Raw genomic sequence first — 18,799 nt, forward strand, 5'->3', positions numbered from 1 at the left:
AGATGAAGCGGGGGATCCGTACTTCATCTGGCCCCAAATATCCCGGAGCGCGAGGCAGAGCCTCGCATTAAAGTCTATCTGGTCAGAGCGTCCAGAATGCGCGCCCACGATCGGATGCCCTTGTGGAAGCTTTTGACGTCGTATTTCTCATTGGGGGAATGGATCGCGTCATCGTCGTTGGCGAAACCAACCAGCATCGAGTCCAGCCCGAGTTCAGTGTTGAAATAGCCGACGACCGGGATAGAGCCGCCCATACCTGTGAAGACGGCCTCGCGGCCCCATTCATCGGATAAGGCACCCCGCGCTGCTTCGAATTCGGGGCGGTCCAGATTCATGACAGAAGCGGGCGAGCCTTCTAGGTCGTTATCCCATTCGATTTTTGCATCCGTCGACAGGCGTTGTTCGACATGTTTTCGAATCTTGTCGCGCAAGTCATCCGGATCCATCTCGCCGACAAGACGGCAAGTGATTTTGCAATGGGCTCGCGACGGGATAACCGTTTTTGACCCGGCACCGTTGTATCCACCCCAAAGCCCGTTTACCTCAAGCGTTGGGCGGGCCCATTGCTGTTCAAGCGCGGAAAACCCTTTTTCGCCGTGTGGCTGCGTGTATCCAACTGAGTTGAGATATTCGGCCTTATCAAACCCGCAGCCTTCCCATTGGCGAAGCTGTTCGGCTGGAACGTCGTGGACACCTTCATAAAAACCGTTAACGGCGACGCGGCCAGTTTCTTCATCGTAAAAGGACGCCACAATTTTAGATAATTCGCGAAGGGGATTCAGGCCGGGGCCACCATAGTGACCCGAATGCAGGTCAATCCGGGGTCCGATGATTGTGAATTCGTCTTTGAGCATCCCGCGTAGTTGAGATGCGATGGAGGGAACGCCACGTGACACCATTGACGTGTCGCAGACCAAGGCCAGATCTGCCTTTAGTTCAGCCGCGTTTTCGCGCAGGAACGGGACCAGTGAGGGCGAGCCGGATTCCTCTTCACCTTCAAAGAAGAAAGTGATGCGGCAGGGTAGGGTGCCGTGAACGGCTTTCCAGGCGCGGCATGCTTCGACGAAGGTCATCAATTGACCTTTGTCATCGGATGAGCCTCGGCCCCGGATAACAGGGCCTTTTTCGGTCTCTTCAATCGCAGGATCGAACGGGTCACGATTCCACAGGTTCAAAGGGTCGACGGGCTGCACGTCATAGTGACCATAGAACAGCACATGCGGCGCGTCGCTGCCCTCACCTATATGTCCCACGACCATGGGATGCCCGGTGGTTTCCCGCTTTTCCGCCGCAACTCCGATGGATTTCAAATCCGAGACCAACCAGTCGGCGGCCTGACTGACATCAGCGTCATAGGCCGGATCCGTTGAAACCGAAGGAATGCGGAGCAGTTCCATCAGGCGGTCAATTGAGGTTTGAAGATCGGTGTCGATACGGTCCAGAACAGAGTCCAGCGACATTGGGGGTCTCCTGCCATGATGATTTGGCGGAACCCTATCAGCGCTATCGGCGCCGTCCAGTGCGCTTTTGACGATCGTAGGGCGGGAGGCGAAAATAGTAGGTGGATTTTCCGTATTGCCTGCGTCGTTTCCCCGCGTCTGTTTGCCGAAACTTTACTTGTCGAGTGGGATGCAAAAAGATATTTGATGCAAATCAAATACGCATTCTCTTAGCTCGTTATATGTCTTGAGCTTAAATTGAGTGCATCGGTGCAGTTTCGGATCTTCCGGAATCGGTGCCATGAAAGACGTTCGACCGTTGTGAACAAGGTCGGGCAAGTAAGGAGAAACCGGTGGACTATACTGCTCAGCTTGATTCAGCGATCGCAAGGCTACATGACGAAGGCCGCTACCGGACTTTCATTGATATCGAACGGCGCAATGGCCACTTTCCTCATGCTGTTCGGACGCGTCCTGACGGGTCGCAGCAGGATATCACCGTATGGTGTGGCAACGACTATTTGGGTATGGGGCAACACCCGGTGGTACTAAACGCGATGCACGAGGCCGTTGACGCCGCCGGAGCTGGTTCGGGCGGCACGCGCAACATCTCGGGGACGACTGTGTATCACAACCAGCTTGAAGCCGAGCTTGCTGATCTGCACGGAAAAGAAGCGGCGCTGCTGTTCACAAGCGCCTATATCGCCAATGACGCAACGCTGAGCACGCTGCCAAAGCTGTTTCCGGGTCTGATCATCTATTCTGATGCATTGAACCACGCCTCAATGATCGAAGGTGTGCGCCGCAATGGAGGTGCCAAGCGCATATTCCGCCACAATGATGTCGCCCATCTGCGAGAGTTGCTTGAGGCTGACGATCCCAAGGTGCCCAAGCTGATCGCATTTGAATCCGTGTATTCGATGGACGGTGATTTTGGCCCGATCGAAGAAATCTGCGACTTGGCGGATGAATTCGGCGCGTTAACCTACATTGATGAGGTCCACGCTGTCGGCATGTACGGCCCGCGCGGAGGCGGTGTGACAGAGCGGGATCGTTTGGCGCATCGTATCGACATCATCAACGGTACATTGGCAAAAGCTTTTGGCGTGATGGGTGGCTACATTGCCGCGAGTGAAAAGATGTGCGACGCCGTACGCTCTTACGCGCCGGGCTTCATCTTCACGACCTCTCTGCCGCCTGCGGTCGCAGCGGGCGCAGCGGCGTCTGTCGCGTATCTTAAGAATGCGACAGAACTGCGCGAACAGCATCGAACTCAGGCACAGATCCTCAAACTGCGCCTCAAGGGGCTGGGACTGCCTTTGATTGATCACGGCAGCCACATCGTTCCTCTGATCGTCGGTAACCCGGTCCACACCAAAATCCTGAGCGATCGGTTGTTGGACGACCATGGAATTTACGTTCAGCCGATCAATTTCCCGACGGTTCCGCGTGGAACCGAGCGCTTGCGATTCACCCCTTCGCCGGTGCATGGGCCCGACGAAATGAACCGTCTGGTGGTCGCGATGGACGAACTTTGGTCACATTGTGCGCTAAATCGCGCCGAACTTGCTGGTTAACCTCACGCCAAAGTGTGCAACTTGTTTGTCGCGTGTTAAGCTTACGCTAACAAAATCAGTGTTCGAATCATTTAGGCAGTGATTCGGCGCTAGCGTAAAACACGCGTAGGCAAAATGGGGCAGCAGGGATGATTGGGCGCAGATCTCAGCGCGAATCCGAAGACGACGTTGACGTCCGGCCGAAAGGCTATGACGATTATGAGGTGCGACTTGGTGATATGATGCGCGGCGAACGCGCCACCATGGGCAAATCTCTACTGGATGTTCAGCGAGAATTGCGGATCAAAGCCAATTACATCGCAGCCATAGAAGACTCTGATCCAGATGCCTTCGACACACCCGGCTTCATCGCCGGGTATGTGCGTTCTTACGCGCGTTATCTGGGTATGAACCCTGATGAGACATTTGCGGCCTTCTGCAAAGAAAGCGGATTTGAGGTCGCGCACGGCATGTCCGCAGAGGCGTCCGTTGTCCGCAAACCGGTGGGCGGCTTGCCTGCCCGTGGTCCGATGGGCCGCGACCCGTTCATTTCGCCGAATACGCCGTATATTCCTGGCAAAGAGTCTCTGGTCAGCCAAATTGAACCTCGTGCGATTGGATCGTCCGCCGTGCTGTTGGCTTTGATCTGCGGTATTGGCTACGGCGGGTGGGCAGTTCTGAACAAAATCCAGCAAGTGCAGGTTAGCCCGGTTGAACAAGCCCCTGTCGTTCTGTCCGACCTTGACCCGCTAAATGTCGCGCGTGCTGACGGGTCAGTGGAAGAGGTGGCGACCATTCAAACCCCCAGCGCCGAAGCACTGGATCGTTTGTATCGGCCACAGGCCCTGGATGTTCCCGTGCTTGTCGCACGTGACGCACCGATTTCCACGCTTGATCCGCGTTCGGTCGGAACATTCCTTCCACCAGAGCCGCCAAAGATCGAAGTGGCCGAGGTTCACACTGTAGAACGCCCGGCACTACCGCAGGTGGTTGAACAACTGGACACGACGCTCAAAATCGTAGCCGTCAACCCGGCATGGATGCGGGTTACAGCCGCGGATGGCAGTATCATATTCGAAGGCACTCTTGGCACGGTCGAGCAGGGCAACACGTTCGAAGTTCCGCTTACAGAAGAACCTCCGCAACTGCGCGCCGGGGCGTCCGGTTCGGTATATTTCTCGATGAACGGTGAACATTTTGGCCCTGTTGGAAATTCTGGAACGGTCGCAAAAGGCGTAATCCTGTCCAAGGATGCCGTGGCTGAGCGTTACGATGTTGCCGATCTTGAGGCTGAACAGAATAGCGCCCTTAAGCGTTTGGTCGCCGAATTGCAGGCTGAGGCGCTGCAAGACCCGACTGAGTGATCTTGCCATTGCGGAGCCTTGGCAGGCGAACTATTTAAAGCTGCAACTCAGACTGCCTTGGACCCGATCCCATGTCCCTTAATCACGTTCGCCCGTGGCGAAACATCTATCGCCGCAAGTCCCGACAGATCATGGTTGGCAGTGTTCCGGTCGGGGGCGATGCGCCCATCGCCGTGCAGACGATGACGAACACCCTGACGACGGATGTCGCGGCGACCGTGGCGCAGGTTCAGGCGGCGGCCGAGGCAGGAGCGGATATCGTGCGGGTTTCGGTCCCTGATGAGGCGTCCTCAAAGGCCCTGAAGGAAATCGTGCGCGAAAGCCCGGTTCCGATCGTTGCCGATATCCATTTCCACTATAAACGCGGGATCGAGGCTGCTGAGGCAGGTGCCGCCTGCCTGCGGATCAATCCGGGCAACATCGGTGATGAAAAACGCGTGCAGGAGGTTATCAAGGCCGCGCGTGACCACGATTGCTCGATCCGTATCGGGGTTAACGCTGGGTCTTTGGAAAAGCACCTGCTTGAAAAATATGGCGAGCCGTGCCCCGACGCGATGGTCGAAAGCGGATTGGAACATATCCGCATTCTACAAGACAACGACTTTCACAACTTCAAGATCAGCGTGAAGGCCAGCGACGTGTTCCTGTCAGCCGCCGCCTATCAGGGTATTGCCGAGGCCACCGACGCCCCCATCCATCTGGGCATCACCGAGGCTGGGGGGCTGGTCAGCGGCACAATCAAATCGGCCATCGGTCTGGGCAATCTGCTGTGGATGGGTATCGGCGATACGATCCGTGTCAGCCTGTCCGCCGACCCGGTCGAAGAGGTGAAGGTGGGCTATGAGATTCTGAAATCTCTGGGCCTGCGCCATCGCGGCGTGAACATCATTTCGTGCCCATCCTGTGCGCGGCAGGGATTCGACGTGATCAAGACAGTTGAAGCATTGGAGCAGCGACTGGAACACATCAAGACGCCCATGAGCCTATCCATCATCGGCTGCGTCGTGAACGGGCCGGGTGAGGCGCTGATGACCGATGTTGGCTTTACCGGCGGTGGAGCCGGTTCTGGCATGGTCTATCTTGCGGGTAAGGCCAGTCACAAGATGTCTAACGATCAGATGATCGAGCACATCGTTGAACAGGTCGAAAAGAAAGCGGCTGAACTGGACGCAGCGGCCGAGGCTGCGGAATAGCGCAAGCACACGGCTCTGGGCAGGGCCGGGTTCTCGACAGGGTGAAGAGGTCTGTGTTGACAGGCCGCGCTGTTCTGGGGCCAAGTCGGGCCTATGAAGGCTTTACTCGTCCTTGTTTTACTGATGTGGACCGCCCCCTTTGGCGCGGCGCGCGCGTGTGAATTGGCCTTGGCCTTTGCGTTGGATGTGTCGGGCAGCGTCAATGAGAGCGAACATCAGTTGCAACGCGATGGCGTCGCCGCAGCCTTGCTGGACCCTGACGTGGTGACGGCAATTTCTGCCCAACCCGGTGGTGTGGCCTTGATGGTGTATGAGTGGTCAAACTCGCGGCAACAGACGCAGATTTCGGCCTGGCGTCTGGTCCGAGGGCTAAACGAATTGAAAGCGATCGCCGCCGAGGTGCTGGCGGCCCCTCGAAGTGCAACGGGTGGAACCGGCATCGGTCCGGCGGTGGCGTTCGGGGCGTTGATGTTCGACTACGGGCCGGATTGCCGTCGGCGCGTCATTGATGTGTCGGGGGACGGCAAACACAATAACGGCTATCGTCCCCATGTCGCGCGCGAGATGCAGGTGATGCAGGGTGTCACCGTGAACGCGCTTGTGATTGAGGGGGCCGAGCCCGAAGTGCTGGCCTATTACGTCGACCACGTCATTTCAGGGCAGGGCGCGTTTGTGGAAATTGCCGCGGGTTACGAGGATTATGCCGCAGCCCTTCGGCGCAAATTGCTGCGTGAAATTCCGATGGCTGTAGCAGATCGGTAAGGGATAGGGCGGCGCACAGATGCGCACCGCCACTATTCAAATTCAGCCCTGTTCGGCCCGCACAGCGTCTGCGATTTGCAGCATCTGGTCAGCCGTCAGGTATCCGCGCAGCATCTCGGTTCCCAGAACAAACGAAGGCGTGCCGGAAATCTGCATGCGCCGCGCCAACTCGCGCGTTTGGTTGATCTCATTCGTCACCTGATCACTGTTCATCGCTTCGAGGATTGCGTCGCTGTCCAGACCCAACCCGTCCGAGATACGGCGCAGGGTTACTTCGGACGGCTCGCCGCCGAATTCCAGAAGTGCGTCGTGAACCTGTTTGTAAGCGTCGTCGCCAGCCACATGTTTGGTTGCAACGGCAAAGCGTGATGACAGGACCGATGCATCGCCCAAAATCGGAAACTCTTTTATAACCAATCGGATATTGCCGTCTTCTGACAAAAGCTCGGCCACTTCGGGGACGGCCCGGCGGCAATAGCCACAGCGATAGTCCATGAACTCGACCAGAGTGATATCGCCGTCCGGGTTGCCGCCAACCCAGCTATATCCATCATTGAACAACTCATCGGCGTTGGCGCTCACCAACTCCTTGTCGGCCTGTGCTTCGGCCACGGCATTTCGCTGCTCAAGGATATTGATGGCCTCGATGATCACTTCCGGGTTTTCCAGAAGATACTCGCGAACCTGTTCTCCGAATTGTTGCTTTTCAGCCTCGGTCATGGCGTTCAGGTCCAATGCCTGAGCGGGGCCTGTGATCAACGAAAGCCCCAGCAGGGCTGGCGCAGCGTGTCTGAGGATCATTTTCGTTTCCTTTTTGTTTTCTTAGCTTGTTCTGAGGCAATCAGCACATCCTGTGCGCGTTGCCAACCAGGTGAGCCTTCGGGCAATTGCCCGACAGCCCGTCTTGCGTGAATACCTGCATCTGCCAGCCGACCTTGCAAGGCATATCTTTCGGCCGTCACGGCCGAGGCCATGCCTTTGTTGCCGACTTTCGCATATGCAACGCCCAAATCCTGCATCAATCGGGCGTTTCGGTAGTCTCTATTTCTTGCCTTTTCAAGGGCTTGTAATGCGTTATTGGTCTGACCTTGCGCCAGGAGCGCCCGACCGTATCCGGCAAGGATCAGCGCATTGTTGGGGGCCAGATCCACTGCCTTGCCATATGCAGCAACCGCGTCCTGTACCTTGCGGTTTTCCAACAATATTTGCCCTTTGAGTTCGTAATAAAATGGATCATCGGGCCGAATATCCAGTGCTTGGTTGATTGCGGCTCTGGCGTTCGCCAGATCGCGGTTCTGGTGATAGGCCGCCGCTTCGCGCATGAGGCGGATGTCCCGCGCGCTTTCTTCCTTAGCCCGGCGCATGGTCCAGGTCGGTGACCGTAGAAAGGCCGACAGTTTACCCTTCGTGCGCGCGAACCAGTAATCAGCACTTTGGTTGGGTTGCGCTTTATCTCCGAATTCTTCCATGAAAGCTTCGGCAGCCCGCAGGCGCTCACGGCTGGTGGGGTGCGAGCGCATGTAGGGGTCTTGATTGATTGTGCTCAACAGTTCCTGTCCCGCAAATTTCTGGTGCAGCGCAACCATTCCGCTGGGCGAGATACCCGCCCATCTGAGGTAGCTGGCAGCACTGCGATCAGCCGAAGATTCTTCGGCACGGGTATGTGCCAGAAAACTGCGCAGGGCCGAGCCGGAGGTGCCCGCCGCGATGCCAGCAGCAGCCTCGCCACCGCCCGCGGCGGCCACCACAAGGGCAAGTGCGGTTCCCAACTGCGCGTTCCTTTGCGCGGCTTTCAGGTTCTCCACCCGCCGTGCCAGATGGCCATTGGCGATATGCGCGGCTTCGTGTGCAATCACCGCCTGCAGCATTTCCGGGCTTTCGACCGTCAGGATCAGACCGTAATTCAGGTAGATCGCGTTATAGTCGATGACGAAGGCGTTGAACGTGCTGTCATTCACCACCAGAATTTGCACACGATTGGTGTTCAGCCCCGCTGCGCGCAAGACGGGAAATGCCAATTCACGCAGCCCGTATTCGATATCGGGGTCACGGATCAGGCTTTGCGCTGCGGTTTGAATGGCGCTTGAAAACCATGTCACTGCGATCAGCAACAGGGCCGGGATTGACGCCAGCCTGGATACGCGCTCAAAAGCCATGGCTGCAACATGGGAGATGGGCATGAGAAACTCAACCCGGTCCGGGGTCGATCCCTTTATCGTGATGGACGTTATGGAGGCCGCGCGCCGGGCTGAAGAGGCCGGACGCACCATCATTCACATGGAGGTTGGCCAACCGGGAACCGGTGCGCCGCAAGGAGCGACTGATGCTCTGGCAAAGGCCATGAAAGAAGGGCCACTGGGGTACACGGTTGCTCTGGGCCTTCCGGCTCTGCGGCAGCGGATCGCGCGGATGTATGGTGAATGGTATAACGTCGACCTCAACCCCGAGCGTGTTGTGGTCACGCCGGGCTCATCAGGCGGATTCCTTTTGGCCTTCACGGCGCTATTTGACAGCGGCGATCGTGTCGGTATAGGCGCGCCGGGTTATCCGTCCTACCGACAGATTTTGAAGGCTTTGGGGCTGGTGCCGGTCGATCTGCCAACCGCGCCGGAAAACCGTCTCCAGCCTGTGCCGTCAGATTTCTCGGGGCTTGATCTTCAGGGGCTTATGGTCGCGTCGCCAGCCAATCCAACTGGGACAATGCTGGATCATACGGCGATGCAGGCGCTTATCGGGGCCGCGCACGAGCAGGGCGCCTCGTTCATCAGTGATGAGATTTATCATGGGCTGGAACATGAGGCCAAGGCCGTCACAGCGTTGGAGGTGACGGATGACTGCTATGTGATCAATTCGTTCTCGAAATATTTCTCGATGACGGGCTGGCGTGTGGGCTGGATGGTTGTGCCCGAAGATCAGGTGCGCGTTGTCGAGAGGATCGCCCAGAATATGTTCATCTGCGCGCCGCACGCCAGTCAGGTTGCGGCTTTGGCCGCGATGGAGTGCGAAGATGAATTGCAGGCAAACCTTGATGTCTACCGGGCCAACCGCGCCCTGATGCTTAAGGGGTTGCCCAAGGCAGGCTTCACGAACATCGCACCGCCTGACGGGGCATTTTATGTCTATGCCGATGTGTCCGACCTGACGCATGATAGCCGTAGCTTTGCTGCGGAAATCCTTGAAAAGGCGGGTGTGGCGGTCACTCCGGGTCTCGATTTCGATCCTGTGCGTGGCCATACGACATTGCGGTTTTCCTACGCCAGATCGACGGCAGACATAGAAGAAGGCCTGTTGCGTCTGCAGCGGTTCATGGCTGAACGCTCTGTGTCGGTGGGTTGAGCGCGGGGCGTTCACAAGCGGGCGTTGTTCGGCTAAGCTGGGCGTCAAACGATCTCGGGAAAACTTGAGGCCATGAGCAGAATTCTATTCGCCATTGCGCTGATCTGGGCGCTGAACGGTGCTGCCGTTGCGCATGATTTCAGTGCGCTTGCACGCGTGTTGCCCGATGACAGCCGTGTCGCTGATAACGGGCGCGCCGGAGTTCAGGTGCAGCTTGGTCTCAGTCAGGGTGTGCCATACCGGGTATTCACCCTGCGCGATCCCTATCGAATGGTTCTGGATTTCCAGGAGGTCGACTGGACCGGCCTGGACCGCGACAGCTTTTTGCAAACGGATCGCGTCAGTGGAGTGCAGTATGGGGCCTATGTGCCCGGGTGGTCGCGCATGGTTCTGGAGCTTGGGGCGCCTTTGGCGGTTGAGACTTCGGATATGCGCGTTGATCCGGTATCGGGTAAGGCGCAGTTGATCTTGGACTTGAAAGGGGCTGATTTTGATACGTTTTCCGCCAGTGCGGGCGCGCCGCGCCAGCCCGGTTGGGATCTGCCGGAAGCATCGGTTACCCCTCCGGCGCGGGATGAGGACGGAACACGCCTGCTTCGGGTGATGCTGGATCCTGGGCACGGCGGGATCGACCCCGGTGCCGAGGTTGGCGGGCTCAACGAAAAGACCCTCATGCTGACCTTTGCGCGCGAGCTGCGCGAAATGCTGTTGCGTGCTGGGGGATACGACGTGGTCATGACCCGCGTCGACGATCAGTTCGTGTCGTTGGAGCGCCGCATCACGCTGGCGCATCGGGCAGGTGCTGACGTCTTTATCTCGTTGCATGCAGACATTCTGTCCGAGGGGCGGGCGCACGGTGCTGCCGTCTATACTCTGTCCGAGGATGCGTCGGATGTGGCCAGCCTCAGACTGGCGGAGCGTCATGATCGCGGCGATCTGATATCTGGAATTGATCTGAGCGGTTCGGACGATCAGGTGGCGGATGTTTTGTTGGACATTGCCCGCAGGGAAACCAAGCCGCGCACCGACGCGCTTGCGCGAGCTTTGGCCGAAGGGATGACACAGCAGGGTGGGCCGATGAACAACCGCCCGATCCGAAAGGCCTCGTTTTCGGTGTTAAAGGCGGCTGACATCCCATCTGTTCTGATTGAACTGGGGTTTCTGTCCAGCCCCAGAGACCTTGAGAACATACGAAACCCTGAATGGCGTACCGGTATGGCGCGCGGCATTCGCGACGGGCTGGAGCGCTGGCGTCAGGATGATCTGGTCAGACGGTCGCTTATTGGGCAGTGACCCTGCGGCGCAAAACGGCTAATATTGGCCATCGTGTTTTGACCCCGGGCAGGGGCATCACTATATAGGCGGCACCGCGAGCAAAAGGCAGTAACGTGATCCGTTTCATTCTATCCATTTTCGGGGCGATCTTTAGCCTCGTGACCTTGGGCATTTTCATGGCCGCGCTGGTGATTGGTGCGGTCTTTTGGATGTATGGGCGCGATCTGCCCAGCCATGAATCGCTGGCGCAATACAAGCCGCCGACGATCAGCCGGATTTATTCCGGCGAGGGTCAATTGATCGACGAATTCGCGCAGGAACGCCGCCTGTTCACACCGTCCGAGGAAATTCCGGATCTGGTGAAACAGGCGTTTATCTCGGCCGAGGACAAGAACTTCTACACCCATCAGGGCTATGACCCGCGCGGCATCATTGCGGCGGGCGTCGAAGCGGTGAAATCCAAGGGAGAGAATGTGCGCGGGGCGTCCACGATCACACAGCAGGTGATGAAGAACTTTTTGCTATCCGGCGACCGTCGGGCCGAGCGAAAGATCAAGGAAATCATCCTCGCCACGCGGCTTGAGGATACGCTGGACAAAGAACAGATCCTTGAGCTGTATATGAATGAAATCTTTCTGGGTCAGAACTCATACGGTGTCACCGCAGCGGCCCAGACCTATTTCAACAAAACTTTGCAGGAACTTGCCCCGCATGAGGCGGCAACCCTTGCCGCTATGCCCAAGGCACCGTCCGATTTCCACCCGGTGCGCGAGAAAGAGCGCCTGCTGGCCCGCCGCAACTATGTGCTGCGTGAGATGAACCAGAACGGATATATTGATCAGGCGACCTTTGAGGCAGAAACCAACATGCCTCTGCGCTCGGTCCAGAACGGTGATTTCGAAAGCTTCCGCACCGCTTTGCCGCCGCGTGATTACTTCACCGACGAAATCCGCCGCCAATTGAGTGAGGATTTTGGTGAGGGCGAATTTTTCACCGGTGGCTTTACCGTCCGCGCCTCGGTTGACGAAGAGATGCAGGTCGAGGCGGCCCGAGCTTTGCGTGTAGCTTTGCAAAAATACGACCGTTCCCGCGGTAAATGGCGTGGCACGGGCGAGGTGATCCCTGAAAACAAGCTGACGGATGAGGTGCAGTGGCGCGAGGCGCTGGCCATCACCGAAGTCCCGCGTGACGTGGTCCTGCCAACGCAATGGTATCCTGCCGTCGTTTTGAATGTCGCCGATCAGTCACTGACCGTGGGTATTGAAAATGGCCCAGCAGACGGCACTGTCCCGCGCTCTGACATTCAGTGGATGCAGGGTAATTTTCAGGATAATTTCAAGCGCGGAGATGTCATTCTGGTCATGGCCGGGGAAGAGGGCCAATGGTCCGCCCGACAGGTGCCCGAAGTACAGGGCGGTTTCGTCGCGATGGACGTAAACTCGGGGCGTGTTCTGGCGATGCAGGGCGGGTTCTCATACCAGGACTCGGTGTTCAACCGAGCGACGCAGGCGCAACGTCAGCCGGGGTCGAGCTTCAAGCCCTTCGTCTATGCCGCGGCGCTTGACAGCGGATACAGCCCGGCAACGATCGTTGTGGACGCCCCGATTGAGGTGAATACCCCGCAAGGTTTGTGGCGGCCTAAGAACTCGTCCAACAAGTTCTACGGCCCGACTCCGCTGCGCACCGGGATTGAACAGTCGCGGAACCTGATGACCATTCGTCTGGCGCAAGAGGTCACGATGCCGGTGGTAGCCGGATACGCCGAACGCTTTGGTGTGTATGACCGGATGGGTGCGTTCCTTGCCAACTCTTTGGGGTCCGAGGAAACGACGCTTTACAAGATGGTCGCAGCCTATGCGATGTTCGCAAACGGGGGCGAGCGGGTTGAACCGACACTGGTTGACCGGATTCAGGATCGGTTCGGCAAGACAATCTACCGCCACGATGACCGGCAATGTCTGGATTGTAACTCAAGCTGGCTGGAACCGGACGAGTCGCCCACCATCGAAACCAACCGTAGTCAGGTCATGGATGCGATAACGGCTTATCAGTTGACCTCGATGATGAAGGGCGTTGTCGATCGCGGTACAGCGTCGAGCCACGTCAATCTTCCGGTGCCGACGGCTGGCAAAACCGGCACGACCAATGAATCCAAGGACGCTTGGTTCATTGGCTTTACATCAAACATCGTCGCTGGTTGCTACATTGGATATGACCGCCCGCGCCCGATGGGGCGGGGGGCGTATGGTGGCACGATGTGCGGCCCGGTGTTCCAGAGTTTTATGGAAAAAGCCGTCGAAAAGTACGGCGGGGGTCCATTCGAAGTTCCCCCGGGTGGACATTTCATTAAAATCGACCGCTTCAGCGGCGCGCGCCTGCCTGCGGATGCAACCGGCGAATACGTTGTGGCCGAGTATTTCCGTGACGGCGTAGATGGCTTTATCGACCGCGTTTACGACGGCGGTTTTGCGATGGGGTCAGATCTGCCCTTGTTTGAAGAGGTCCACAGTTCAGGCCGTCAGGTGACCACATCGACAGGCAACACAGTCACCGTCGGCCCAAATGCCAGCCAGGGTGAGTTGCAGGGCGGCGGGCTATATTAACGATGCGCAGTATTCGGGGTCACGCCGTCTTGTGGTGACCCCACGCACTTGCTATCACGCAGGCCTGATTGAGCAAGTTGGGACGTAACCATGCGCGCCGAAACCCAGAATATCGTGGCGGAAATCGAAAAGTCTCTGGAGCTGCTTGCGCAGCGCATGGACTATGAAACTGCGCCGCATCGGTTGGAGGAATTCAACGCGAGGGTTGAGGATCCCAACCTCTGGGACAGCCCGGAAAACGCGCAGAAACTGATGCGCGAGCGTCAGATGCTGGTAGACGCGATCGAGACATATGAGTCGATCAAGACGGATTTGAGCGACAATATCGAACTGATCGAACTGGGCGAGATGGAAGAGGACAACGAGGTTGTCGAAGACGCCGAGTCTGCGATCAAGTCCTTGCAGGCCAAAGCCGCCAAGAAAGAGCTTGAAGCGCTGTTGGACGGTGAGGCGGACAGCAACGACACCTTTCTCGAGATTAACTCGGGCGCGGGCGGCACAGAAAGCTGCGACTGGGCGTCAATGCTGGCGCGGATGTATGTGCGTTGGGCCGAGAAGAAGGGTTACACGGTCGAGCTACAATCTGAGACCGCCGGAGAAGAAGCGGGGATTAAGTCCGCAGCTTACAAGATTTCCGGCCATAATGCCTATGGCTGGCTGAAGTCGGAAAGCGGTGTGCATCGGTTGGTGCGGATTTCGCCCTATGACTCGGCGGCCAAGCGGCATACCTCGTTCAGTTCGGTCTGGGTTTACCCGGTGGTGGACGACAATATCGAGATTGAGGTGAATCCGTCGGATATTCGAATTGATACCTATCGGTCTTCTGGCGCAGGTGGTCAGCACGTGAACACCACGGATTCTGCCGTGCGGATTACGCACATCCCAACTGGCATAGTTGTGACGAGTTCCGAGAAATCGCAGCACCAGAACCGCGATATTGCGATGAAGGCCCTGAAATCGCGCTTGTACCAGCAAGAGCTGGATCGCAGGAACGCCGATATCAACGCCGCGCACGAGGCCAAGGGTGACGCAGGTTGGGGTAACCAGATTCGGTCTTACGTGTTGCAGCCCTATCAGATGGTCAAGGATTTGCGGACGAACCACGAAACTTCGGACACCAAAGGTGTACTTGATGGTGATCTGGATGAGTTCATGGCGGCGACGCTGGCGCTGAACGTGGCGGGCAAAAGCCGGTCCGAGGCGCAGAGCGATTAAGCTGGGTAGGGGGCGCTGCCCCCGCCGCGGCAAGCCGCAACTCCCCCGGGATATTTTGGGCCAGATGAAGGGGATCCCCAGGTTGCGGGTGGCCGGGAAAGATACATCTAAACAGTGGGTTTTATTGACAGGGCACCCCCGCTAGGCTGACCACTACAGAGTGATGAGAATGCCAAAGAGCCCCGAATGGACCTAAGACAAACGAGCGCGACTGCATTGTTGGCAGAGATGTCCGGGCGACGTGTTTCAGCAGTCGCCGTTATGCGCGCAACCCTGGACAAAATCGCTGAGGTCAACGGAGCTTTGAATGCTATCGTTGCTTTGCGCGACGAAGATGATCTGATGGCAGAGGCGCGGGCCTTGGATGAGGGGCCGATCAAAGGACCGCTGCATGGGTTGCCCGTCGCTGTCAAAGACCTTGTGAATGTGGCGGGGATCCCGACCTCGCAGGGGTCGCCATTATTCAAGGATGATGTGCCTGACGAGGACGATCTGATCGCGGCGCGGATGCGGGATGCTGGTGCGATATTGATCGGTAAGACTAACACGCCCGAATTTGGGCTTGGGTCGCATACGTTTAACCCTGTCTACGGGGCTACACGAAACCCCTATGACTCGGAACGATCCTGCGGTGGATCATCCGGAGGCGCTGCTGTTGCGTTAGCCACCGGGATGGTTACTTTAGCGGATGGGTCGGACATGATGGGCAGTCTGCGTAACCCGGCTGCGTGGAATAATGTCTACGGGTTCCGCCCGTCGTGGGGGCGCGTACCCGCGCAGCCCATTGGGGATGGGTTTCTGCACCAATTATCGACATTGGGGCCGATGGCCCGAAGCCCTGAGGATCTTGGGCTTTTGCTGGACGTGATTTCCGGCCCCGATAAGCGGCAGCCTCTGAGCGTGCCAGTTCAGGCCGTATCACCGGTTACACCGGCTGATCTGAAAGGGGTGCGCATAGGCTGGTTGAGGGATTGGGGCGGCGCATTTCCATATGAGGATGGAATATTCGATCTTTGTGAGGATGCGCTGAAGGTTTTCTCGCGCTTAGGGGCCACTGTTGAAGCCGTAGATGCGCCATTCGAATCTGAGAGGATGTGGAAAAGCTGGGAGACTCTGAGATCATGGAGTGTGGCCGCGGGTCTTGCACCGCTTACCGAGCACAGGTCGATGCTGAAGGATACAGCCCAGTGGGAGCTTGATCGCGGGCTGGGGTTGACTGCAATGCAGGTGCATCGAGCAAGCCTCGTGCGGTCGGACTGGTTTCGTCGCGCAGTTGAGGTGTTTGACGAATTTGATGTCTTAGCCCTGCCTTCTGCGCAGGTTTGGCCTTTTAATCTGGATACGCCGTACCCCACCGAAATCGCCGGGAAAAAGATGGATACCTACCATCGGTGGATGCAAGTTGTTGTGCCCGTCAGCCTGATCGGACTTCCAAGTTTGTCGGTTCCGGCTGGGTTTGGGCCCGACGGGATGCCGATGGGTATGCAGATTTTTGGACCTCGTGGTGCGGACGCGCGTGTTTTGTCCATTGGGGCTGCGTATCACGAAGCTACGAAATGGCCGCAGAAGCGACCCGCCTGACGAATTCGGGTGGAATAAGGGGAGGAGAGACTGAGAATGGAAAAGCCTTTTGGCGTTCCGAAGATGGGGCCCGCCACGACGGACATGCTGCGCGAGGCCATGCGCCGGGCCTGGGTGGATTTTCGTCGCGCGCCGATGTTCGGGTTGATTTTTGCCGGGGTCTACGTGGTGGCGGGTTGGGCCATTGCCTGGGTCACGATTCAGACGCAAACGTCTTACTGGCTTGTGTTGGCCGCGATTGGGTTTCCTCTGCTCGGTCCGTTTGCCGCTGTTGGATTGTATGAGGTGTCGCACAGGCTAGAGCAGAATGAGCCGCTGGGATTCGGGGCAATCTTTGGGGTGGTTGCACAACAAGGTCGGCGTCAACTGCCATCTATCTGTGCGATCATCGTCGTGATGTTTCTGTTTTGGTTCTTTCTGGGTCATATGATCTTTGCCCTGTTCATGGGATTGTCCACCATGACCAACGTATCCACCTCGCTTGAGGTGTATCTGACGCCCAATGGACTTACGATGCTGGCAGTGGGATCGGTGGTCGGGGCGGTTTTCGCAACCGTTCTTTACATGATCACGGTGCTGTCAATTCCGATGCTTTTGGATCGGGAATTGGACTTTGTGACCGCCATGATTGCCAGTTACAGCTATGTCAGCGCAAATTTTCCAGTCATGCTGGGGTGGGGCGTGTTCGTGGCTGTTCTGACTTTTGTCGCGATGGTGCCCTGGTTTCTGGGCTTGTTTTTGGTGTTGCCTCTGCTTGGCCATGCAAGTTGGCATCTCTACCGCTTGATTACTCAGGCAGAAACGGTAGAGCCGGATTAAGTTTTCAGTTCAGGCCACTATTTCTTCGGCTGTTCGTTCCGCGCGTCGGGCGGCCCTTGCCGCTGAAAGCGCCGCCTTGGGTTTGGGGCCAAGATAGCGCAGCGCAAGCCTGCGCATTGTTGTGTCATTCGCGGTGGTTTTTGACAGACAAATCGCAACGCCTCGCCATTGATCAGATTGCGCGTCGTTCCCGCGTTTCACGAGGTAAATTCGACTGTTCTGCGATGCGCGGCTGGACATGAGGATATAGATCTGGCGGCCAGCGCATGCTGCAATACCCTGAACCTCACGCAGGTTGGACGCAACGCTATCTTCTCCTGAGGGTGGTTCATAGCTTCGGACCAGTGTGCATTGCGGTAGCCTGCGCGCATGCAGGACCCTGTGCCGGGTCGCATGGGGTTCGTCCAGCCCTGTCTCGGAGACAAAATAGAAACCCGCCGGAAGCAGGTTTTCCGTAAGTGTCCCGGGGCCGGAACCCAGAAATTCAGTCAGCGCCGAGGCTGCTGGGTGGACCGGGGGTAAGTCGATCTCGTCAATAGGGCGCAGAAGAATGCGCGCGTCGACCTCGAAGAAATTGCAAATCCGGTCCAGAACGTCCGGGCGCGGAAAGCTTTCACCGCCGAGATATCTGTTGAATTGCGTCCGGTTTATTCCAAGCTGGCGGCAGAGTTCGGAAACCGAGGGGTACTGCCTTGCCAATCGCCGTAGATTTGCGCCGAACATCTTGCGCAGTTCCGCCGGGCTGCGAGTGTTATTCGTCATTTGTGTCCCAGGTTCTTATTGTGACCTTTCAGGGTAACAAACAGCGCACGGCCCAACGAATGGTATTGCGCTTAATCTCACTGAATACGCTAACGGGCGCATCCCAACGCCACGCTACTCCATGATGCTAGCGTGCAAAAGCGTAAACGCAATAGGCTTTAGTTCGTTTTGTTTGATCTTTATGGCGGTTTTCCGCAGAGGGCGGAAAAGGGAATCCCGAAATCCTGCTAGGTGCGGATTTTGGAAACAGATACCCCGCCCACGGGGTCGTCCAAGGGCGGGGTGGATATTATCAGTCACCGCGCAGCAGGGCTGCGACTCCGGTGCGGGCCACTTCGACCAATCCCAGCGGGCGCATTAGATCGGCAAAGGCGTCGATCTTGTCCGGAGCGCCGGTGATTTCGAAAATGAACGAATTCAAGGTGCTGTCGACCACGTTGGCGCGGAAAATATCGGCTAGACGCAGGGCTTCGACCCGCTTGTCGCCTTCGCCGACGACCTTGATGATCGCCAATTCCCGCTCGACCGAGGGGCCTTCGACAGTCAGGTCGTGGACATCGTGCACCGTCACGATCCGACCCAACTGCGCTTTGATCTGTTCGATCACCTGTGGGGTACCGGTGGTGACGATGGTGATACGGCTGAGATGGCCGGTATGATCAACCTCGGCCACGGTCAGACTTTCGATGTTATAGCCGCGACCAGAGAACAGCCCGATCACACGCGCCAGTACACCGGGCTCATTCTCGACGAGAACTGCTATCGTGTGACGTTCCTGAACGTCCGAGAAGGTGGGCCGTAGGTTATAGGCCGAATGGCGAGTGGCGCCTTTTTTGATATGTAGGGCAGACATTTACGTCCCTTTCATCATCCTGCGAAGGTCGGGCACTGGGG

15 protein-coding genes are annotated in these 18,799 nt (G+C 57.4%); 10 read left to right on the forward strand and 5 right to left on the reverse strand.

Annotation, left to right across the window (positions count from 1 at the left end; all coding sequences use genetic code 11):
• Positions 1 to 74: 74 nt before the first annotated feature.
• A complete protein-coding gene (locus ACT2B1_RS08425; RefSeq protein ID WP_481668937.1) occupies positions 75 to 1,460 on the reverse strand; it encodes a M20/M25/M40 family metallo-hydrolase in 1,386 nt (461 codons plus the stop codon).
• A 332-nt stretch (positions 1,461 to 1,792) separates the two neighbouring features.
• Between ACT2B1_RS08425 and hemA the strand changes: the two genes are divergently transcribed.
• The 4 genes from hemA to ACT2B1_RS08445 all read left to right on the forward strand — a co-directional run bounded on the left by hemA (position 1,793) and on the right by ACT2B1_RS08445 (position 6,314).
• Positions 1,793 to 3,016 carry a 5-aminolevulinate synthase gene (gene hemA, locus ACT2B1_RS08430; protein ID WP_481668938.1) on the forward strand — a complete coding sequence of 408 codons (1,224 nt, stop codon included), beginning with the start codon at positions 1,793 to 1,795 and terminating at the stop codon, positions 3,014 to 3,016.
• Positions 3,017 to 3,144: 128 nt separating this feature from the next.
• Positions 3,145 to 4,359 (forward strand): helix-turn-helix domain-containing protein, encoded by a 1,215-nt coding sequence (locus ACT2B1_RS08435; RefSeq protein WP_481668939.1) that lies wholly within the window; start codon positions 3,145 to 3,147, stop codon positions 4,357 to 4,359.
• A gap of 71 nt (positions 4,360 to 4,430) precedes the next feature.
• Entirely contained in the window at positions 4,431 to 5,552 is a 1,122-nt protein-coding gene (gene ispG, locus ACT2B1_RS08440) for a flavodoxin-dependent (E)-4-hydroxy-3-methylbut-2-enyl-diphosphate synthase (protein WP_171240600.1), read from the forward strand.
• A gap of 93 nt (positions 5,553 to 5,645) precedes the next feature.
• Positions 5,646 to 6,314: a DUF1194 domain-containing protein gene (locus ACT2B1_RS08445; RefSeq protein ID WP_481668940.1), complete on the forward strand. Its 669-nt coding sequence runs from the start codon at positions 5,646 to 5,648 to the stop codon at positions 6,312 to 6,314.
• A 42-nt stretch (positions 6,315 to 6,356) separates the two neighbouring features.
• Here ACT2B1_RS08445 and ACT2B1_RS08450 read toward each other — a convergent pair whose 3' ends face one another.
• Positions 6,357 to 7,115, reverse strand: a complete 759-nt coding sequence (locus ACT2B1_RS08450; protein WP_171122206.1) for a DsbA family protein — start codon at positions 7,113 to 7,115, stop codon at positions 6,357 to 6,359.
• Positions 7,112 to 8,494, reverse strand: a complete 1,383-nt coding sequence (locus ACT2B1_RS08455; RefSeq protein WP_481668941.1) for a M48 family metalloprotease — start codon at positions 8,492 to 8,494, stop codon at positions 7,112 to 7,114. Before ACT2B1_RS08455 ends, ACT2B1_RS08450 begins: the two co-directional genes overlap by 4 nt.
• On the opposite strand from ACT2B1_RS08455, the gene ACT2B1_RS08460 reads away from it, so the two are divergent.
• The 6 genes from ACT2B1_RS08460 (at position 8,493) to ACT2B1_RS08485 (ending at position 17,143) form a co-directional block, all read left to right on the forward strand.
• Positions 8,493 to 9,650, forward strand: coding sequence for a pyridoxal phosphate-dependent aminotransferase (locus ACT2B1_RS08460; RefSeq protein ID WP_171122208.1), 1,158 nt, complete (start codon positions 8,493 to 8,495; stop codon positions 9,648 to 9,650). The genes ACT2B1_RS08455 and ACT2B1_RS08460 overlap by 2 nt on opposite strands.
• Positions 9,651 to 9,722: 72 nt before the next feature.
• Positions 9,723 to 10,943 (forward strand): N-acetylmuramoyl-L-alanine amidase, encoded by a 1,221-nt coding sequence (locus tag ACT2B1_RS08465; protein WP_481668942.1) that lies wholly within the window; start codon positions 9,723 to 9,725, stop codon positions 10,941 to 10,943.
• A 95-nt stretch (positions 10,944 to 11,038) separates the two neighbouring features.
• On the forward strand, positions 11,039 to 13,528 hold the full coding sequence (locus ACT2B1_RS08470; RefSeq protein WP_481668943.1) for a penicillin-binding protein 1A: 2,490 nt from the start codon (positions 11,039 to 11,041) through the stop codon (positions 13,526 to 13,528).
• Between the two features lie 90 nt (positions 13,529 to 13,618).
• Positions 13,619 to 14,743, forward strand: coding sequence for a peptide chain release factor 2 (gene prfB / locus ACT2B1_RS08475; protein WP_171240606.1), 1,125 nt, complete (start codon positions 13,619 to 13,621; stop codon positions 14,741 to 14,743).
• 186 nt (positions 14,744 to 14,929) lie between these two features.
• The gene (locus tag ACT2B1_RS08480; protein WP_171240607.1) at positions 14,930 to 16,324 is read left to right on the forward strand and encodes an amidase; all 1,395 of its coding nucleotides are present in this window, start codon (positions 14,930 to 14,932) and stop codon (positions 16,322 to 16,324) included.
• 36 nt (positions 16,325 to 16,360) lie between these two features.
• The gene (locus tag ACT2B1_RS08485) at positions 16,361 to 17,143 is read left to right on the forward strand and encodes a DUF2189 domain-containing protein (protein ID WP_171240608.1); all 783 of its coding nucleotides are present in this window, start codon (positions 16,361 to 16,363) and stop codon (positions 17,141 to 17,143) included.
• Positions 17,144 to 17,152: 9 nt separating this feature from the next.
• On the opposite strand, the gene ACT2B1_RS08490 is transcribed toward ACT2B1_RS08485, so the two are convergent.
• Both ACT2B1_RS08490 and ilvN read right to left on the reverse strand, forming a co-directional pair.
• Entirely contained in the window at positions 17,153 to 17,905 is a 753-nt protein-coding gene (locus tag ACT2B1_RS08490) for a helix-turn-helix domain-containing protein (RefSeq protein WP_254428709.1), read from the reverse strand.
• A gap of 292 nt (positions 17,906 to 18,197) precedes the next feature.
• Entirely contained in the window at positions 18,198 to 18,758 is a 561-nt protein-coding gene (ilvN, locus tag ACT2B1_RS08495; RefSeq protein WP_171122214.1) for an acetolactate synthase small subunit, read from the reverse strand.
• Positions 18,759 to 18,799 lie beyond the last annotated feature (41 nt).

It is taken from the genome of Ruegeria sp. S263 (assembly GCF_056780525.1).

Excerpts from the sequence above, each read along its gene's own strand:
- ACT2B1_RS08425 (WP_481668937.1), bottom strand. The coding sequence starts at position 1,460 with ATGTCGCTGGACTCTGTTCTGGACCGTATCGACACCGATCTTCAAACC.
- ACT2B1_RS08435 (WP_481668939.1), top strand. The coding sequence starts at position 3,145 with ATGATTGGGCGCAGATCTCAGCGCGAATCCGAAGACGACGTTGACGTC.
- ispG (WP_171240600.1), top strand. The coding sequence starts at position 4,431 with ATGTCCCTTAATCACGTTCGCCCGTGGCGAAACATCTATCGCCGCAAG.
- ACT2B1_RS08445 (WP_481668940.1), top strand. The coding sequence starts at position 5,646 with ATGAAGGCTTTACTCGTCCTTGTTTTACTGATGTGGACCGCCCCCTTT.
- ACT2B1_RS08450 (WP_171122206.1), bottom strand. The coding sequence starts at position 7,115 with ATGATCCTCAGACACGCTGCGCCAGCCCTGCTGGGGCTTTCGTTGATC.
- ACT2B1_RS08460 (WP_171122208.1), top strand. The coding sequence starts at position 8,493 with ATGAGAAACTCAACCCGGTCCGGGGTCGATCCCTTTATCGTGATGGAC.
- ACT2B1_RS08455 (WP_481668941.1), bottom strand. The coding sequence starts at position 8,494 with ATGCCCATCTCCCATGTTGCAGCCATGGCTTTTGAGCGCGTATCCAGG.
- ACT2B1_RS08465 (WP_481668942.1), top strand. The coding sequence starts at position 9,723 with ATGAGCAGAATTCTATTCGCCATTGCGCTGATCTGGGCGCTGAACGGT.
- prfB (WP_171240606.1), top strand. The coding sequence starts at position 13,619 with ATGCGCGCCGAAACCCAGAATATCGTGGCGGAAATCGAAAAGTCTCTG.
- ACT2B1_RS08480 (WP_171240607.1), top strand. The coding sequence starts at position 14,930 with ATGGACCTAAGACAAACGAGCGCGACTGCATTGTTGGCAGAGATGTCC.
- ACT2B1_RS08485 (WP_171240608.1), top strand. The coding sequence starts at position 16,361 with ATGGAAAAGCCTTTTGGCGTTCCGAAGATGGGGCCCGCCACGACGGAC.
- ACT2B1_RS08490 (WP_254428709.1), bottom strand. The coding sequence starts at position 17,905 with ATGACGAATAACACTCGCAGCCCGGCGGAACTGCGCAAGATGTTCGGC.
- ilvN (WP_171122214.1), bottom strand. The coding sequence starts at position 18,758 with ATGTCTGCCCTACATATCAAAAAAGGCGCCACTCGCCATTCGGCCTAT.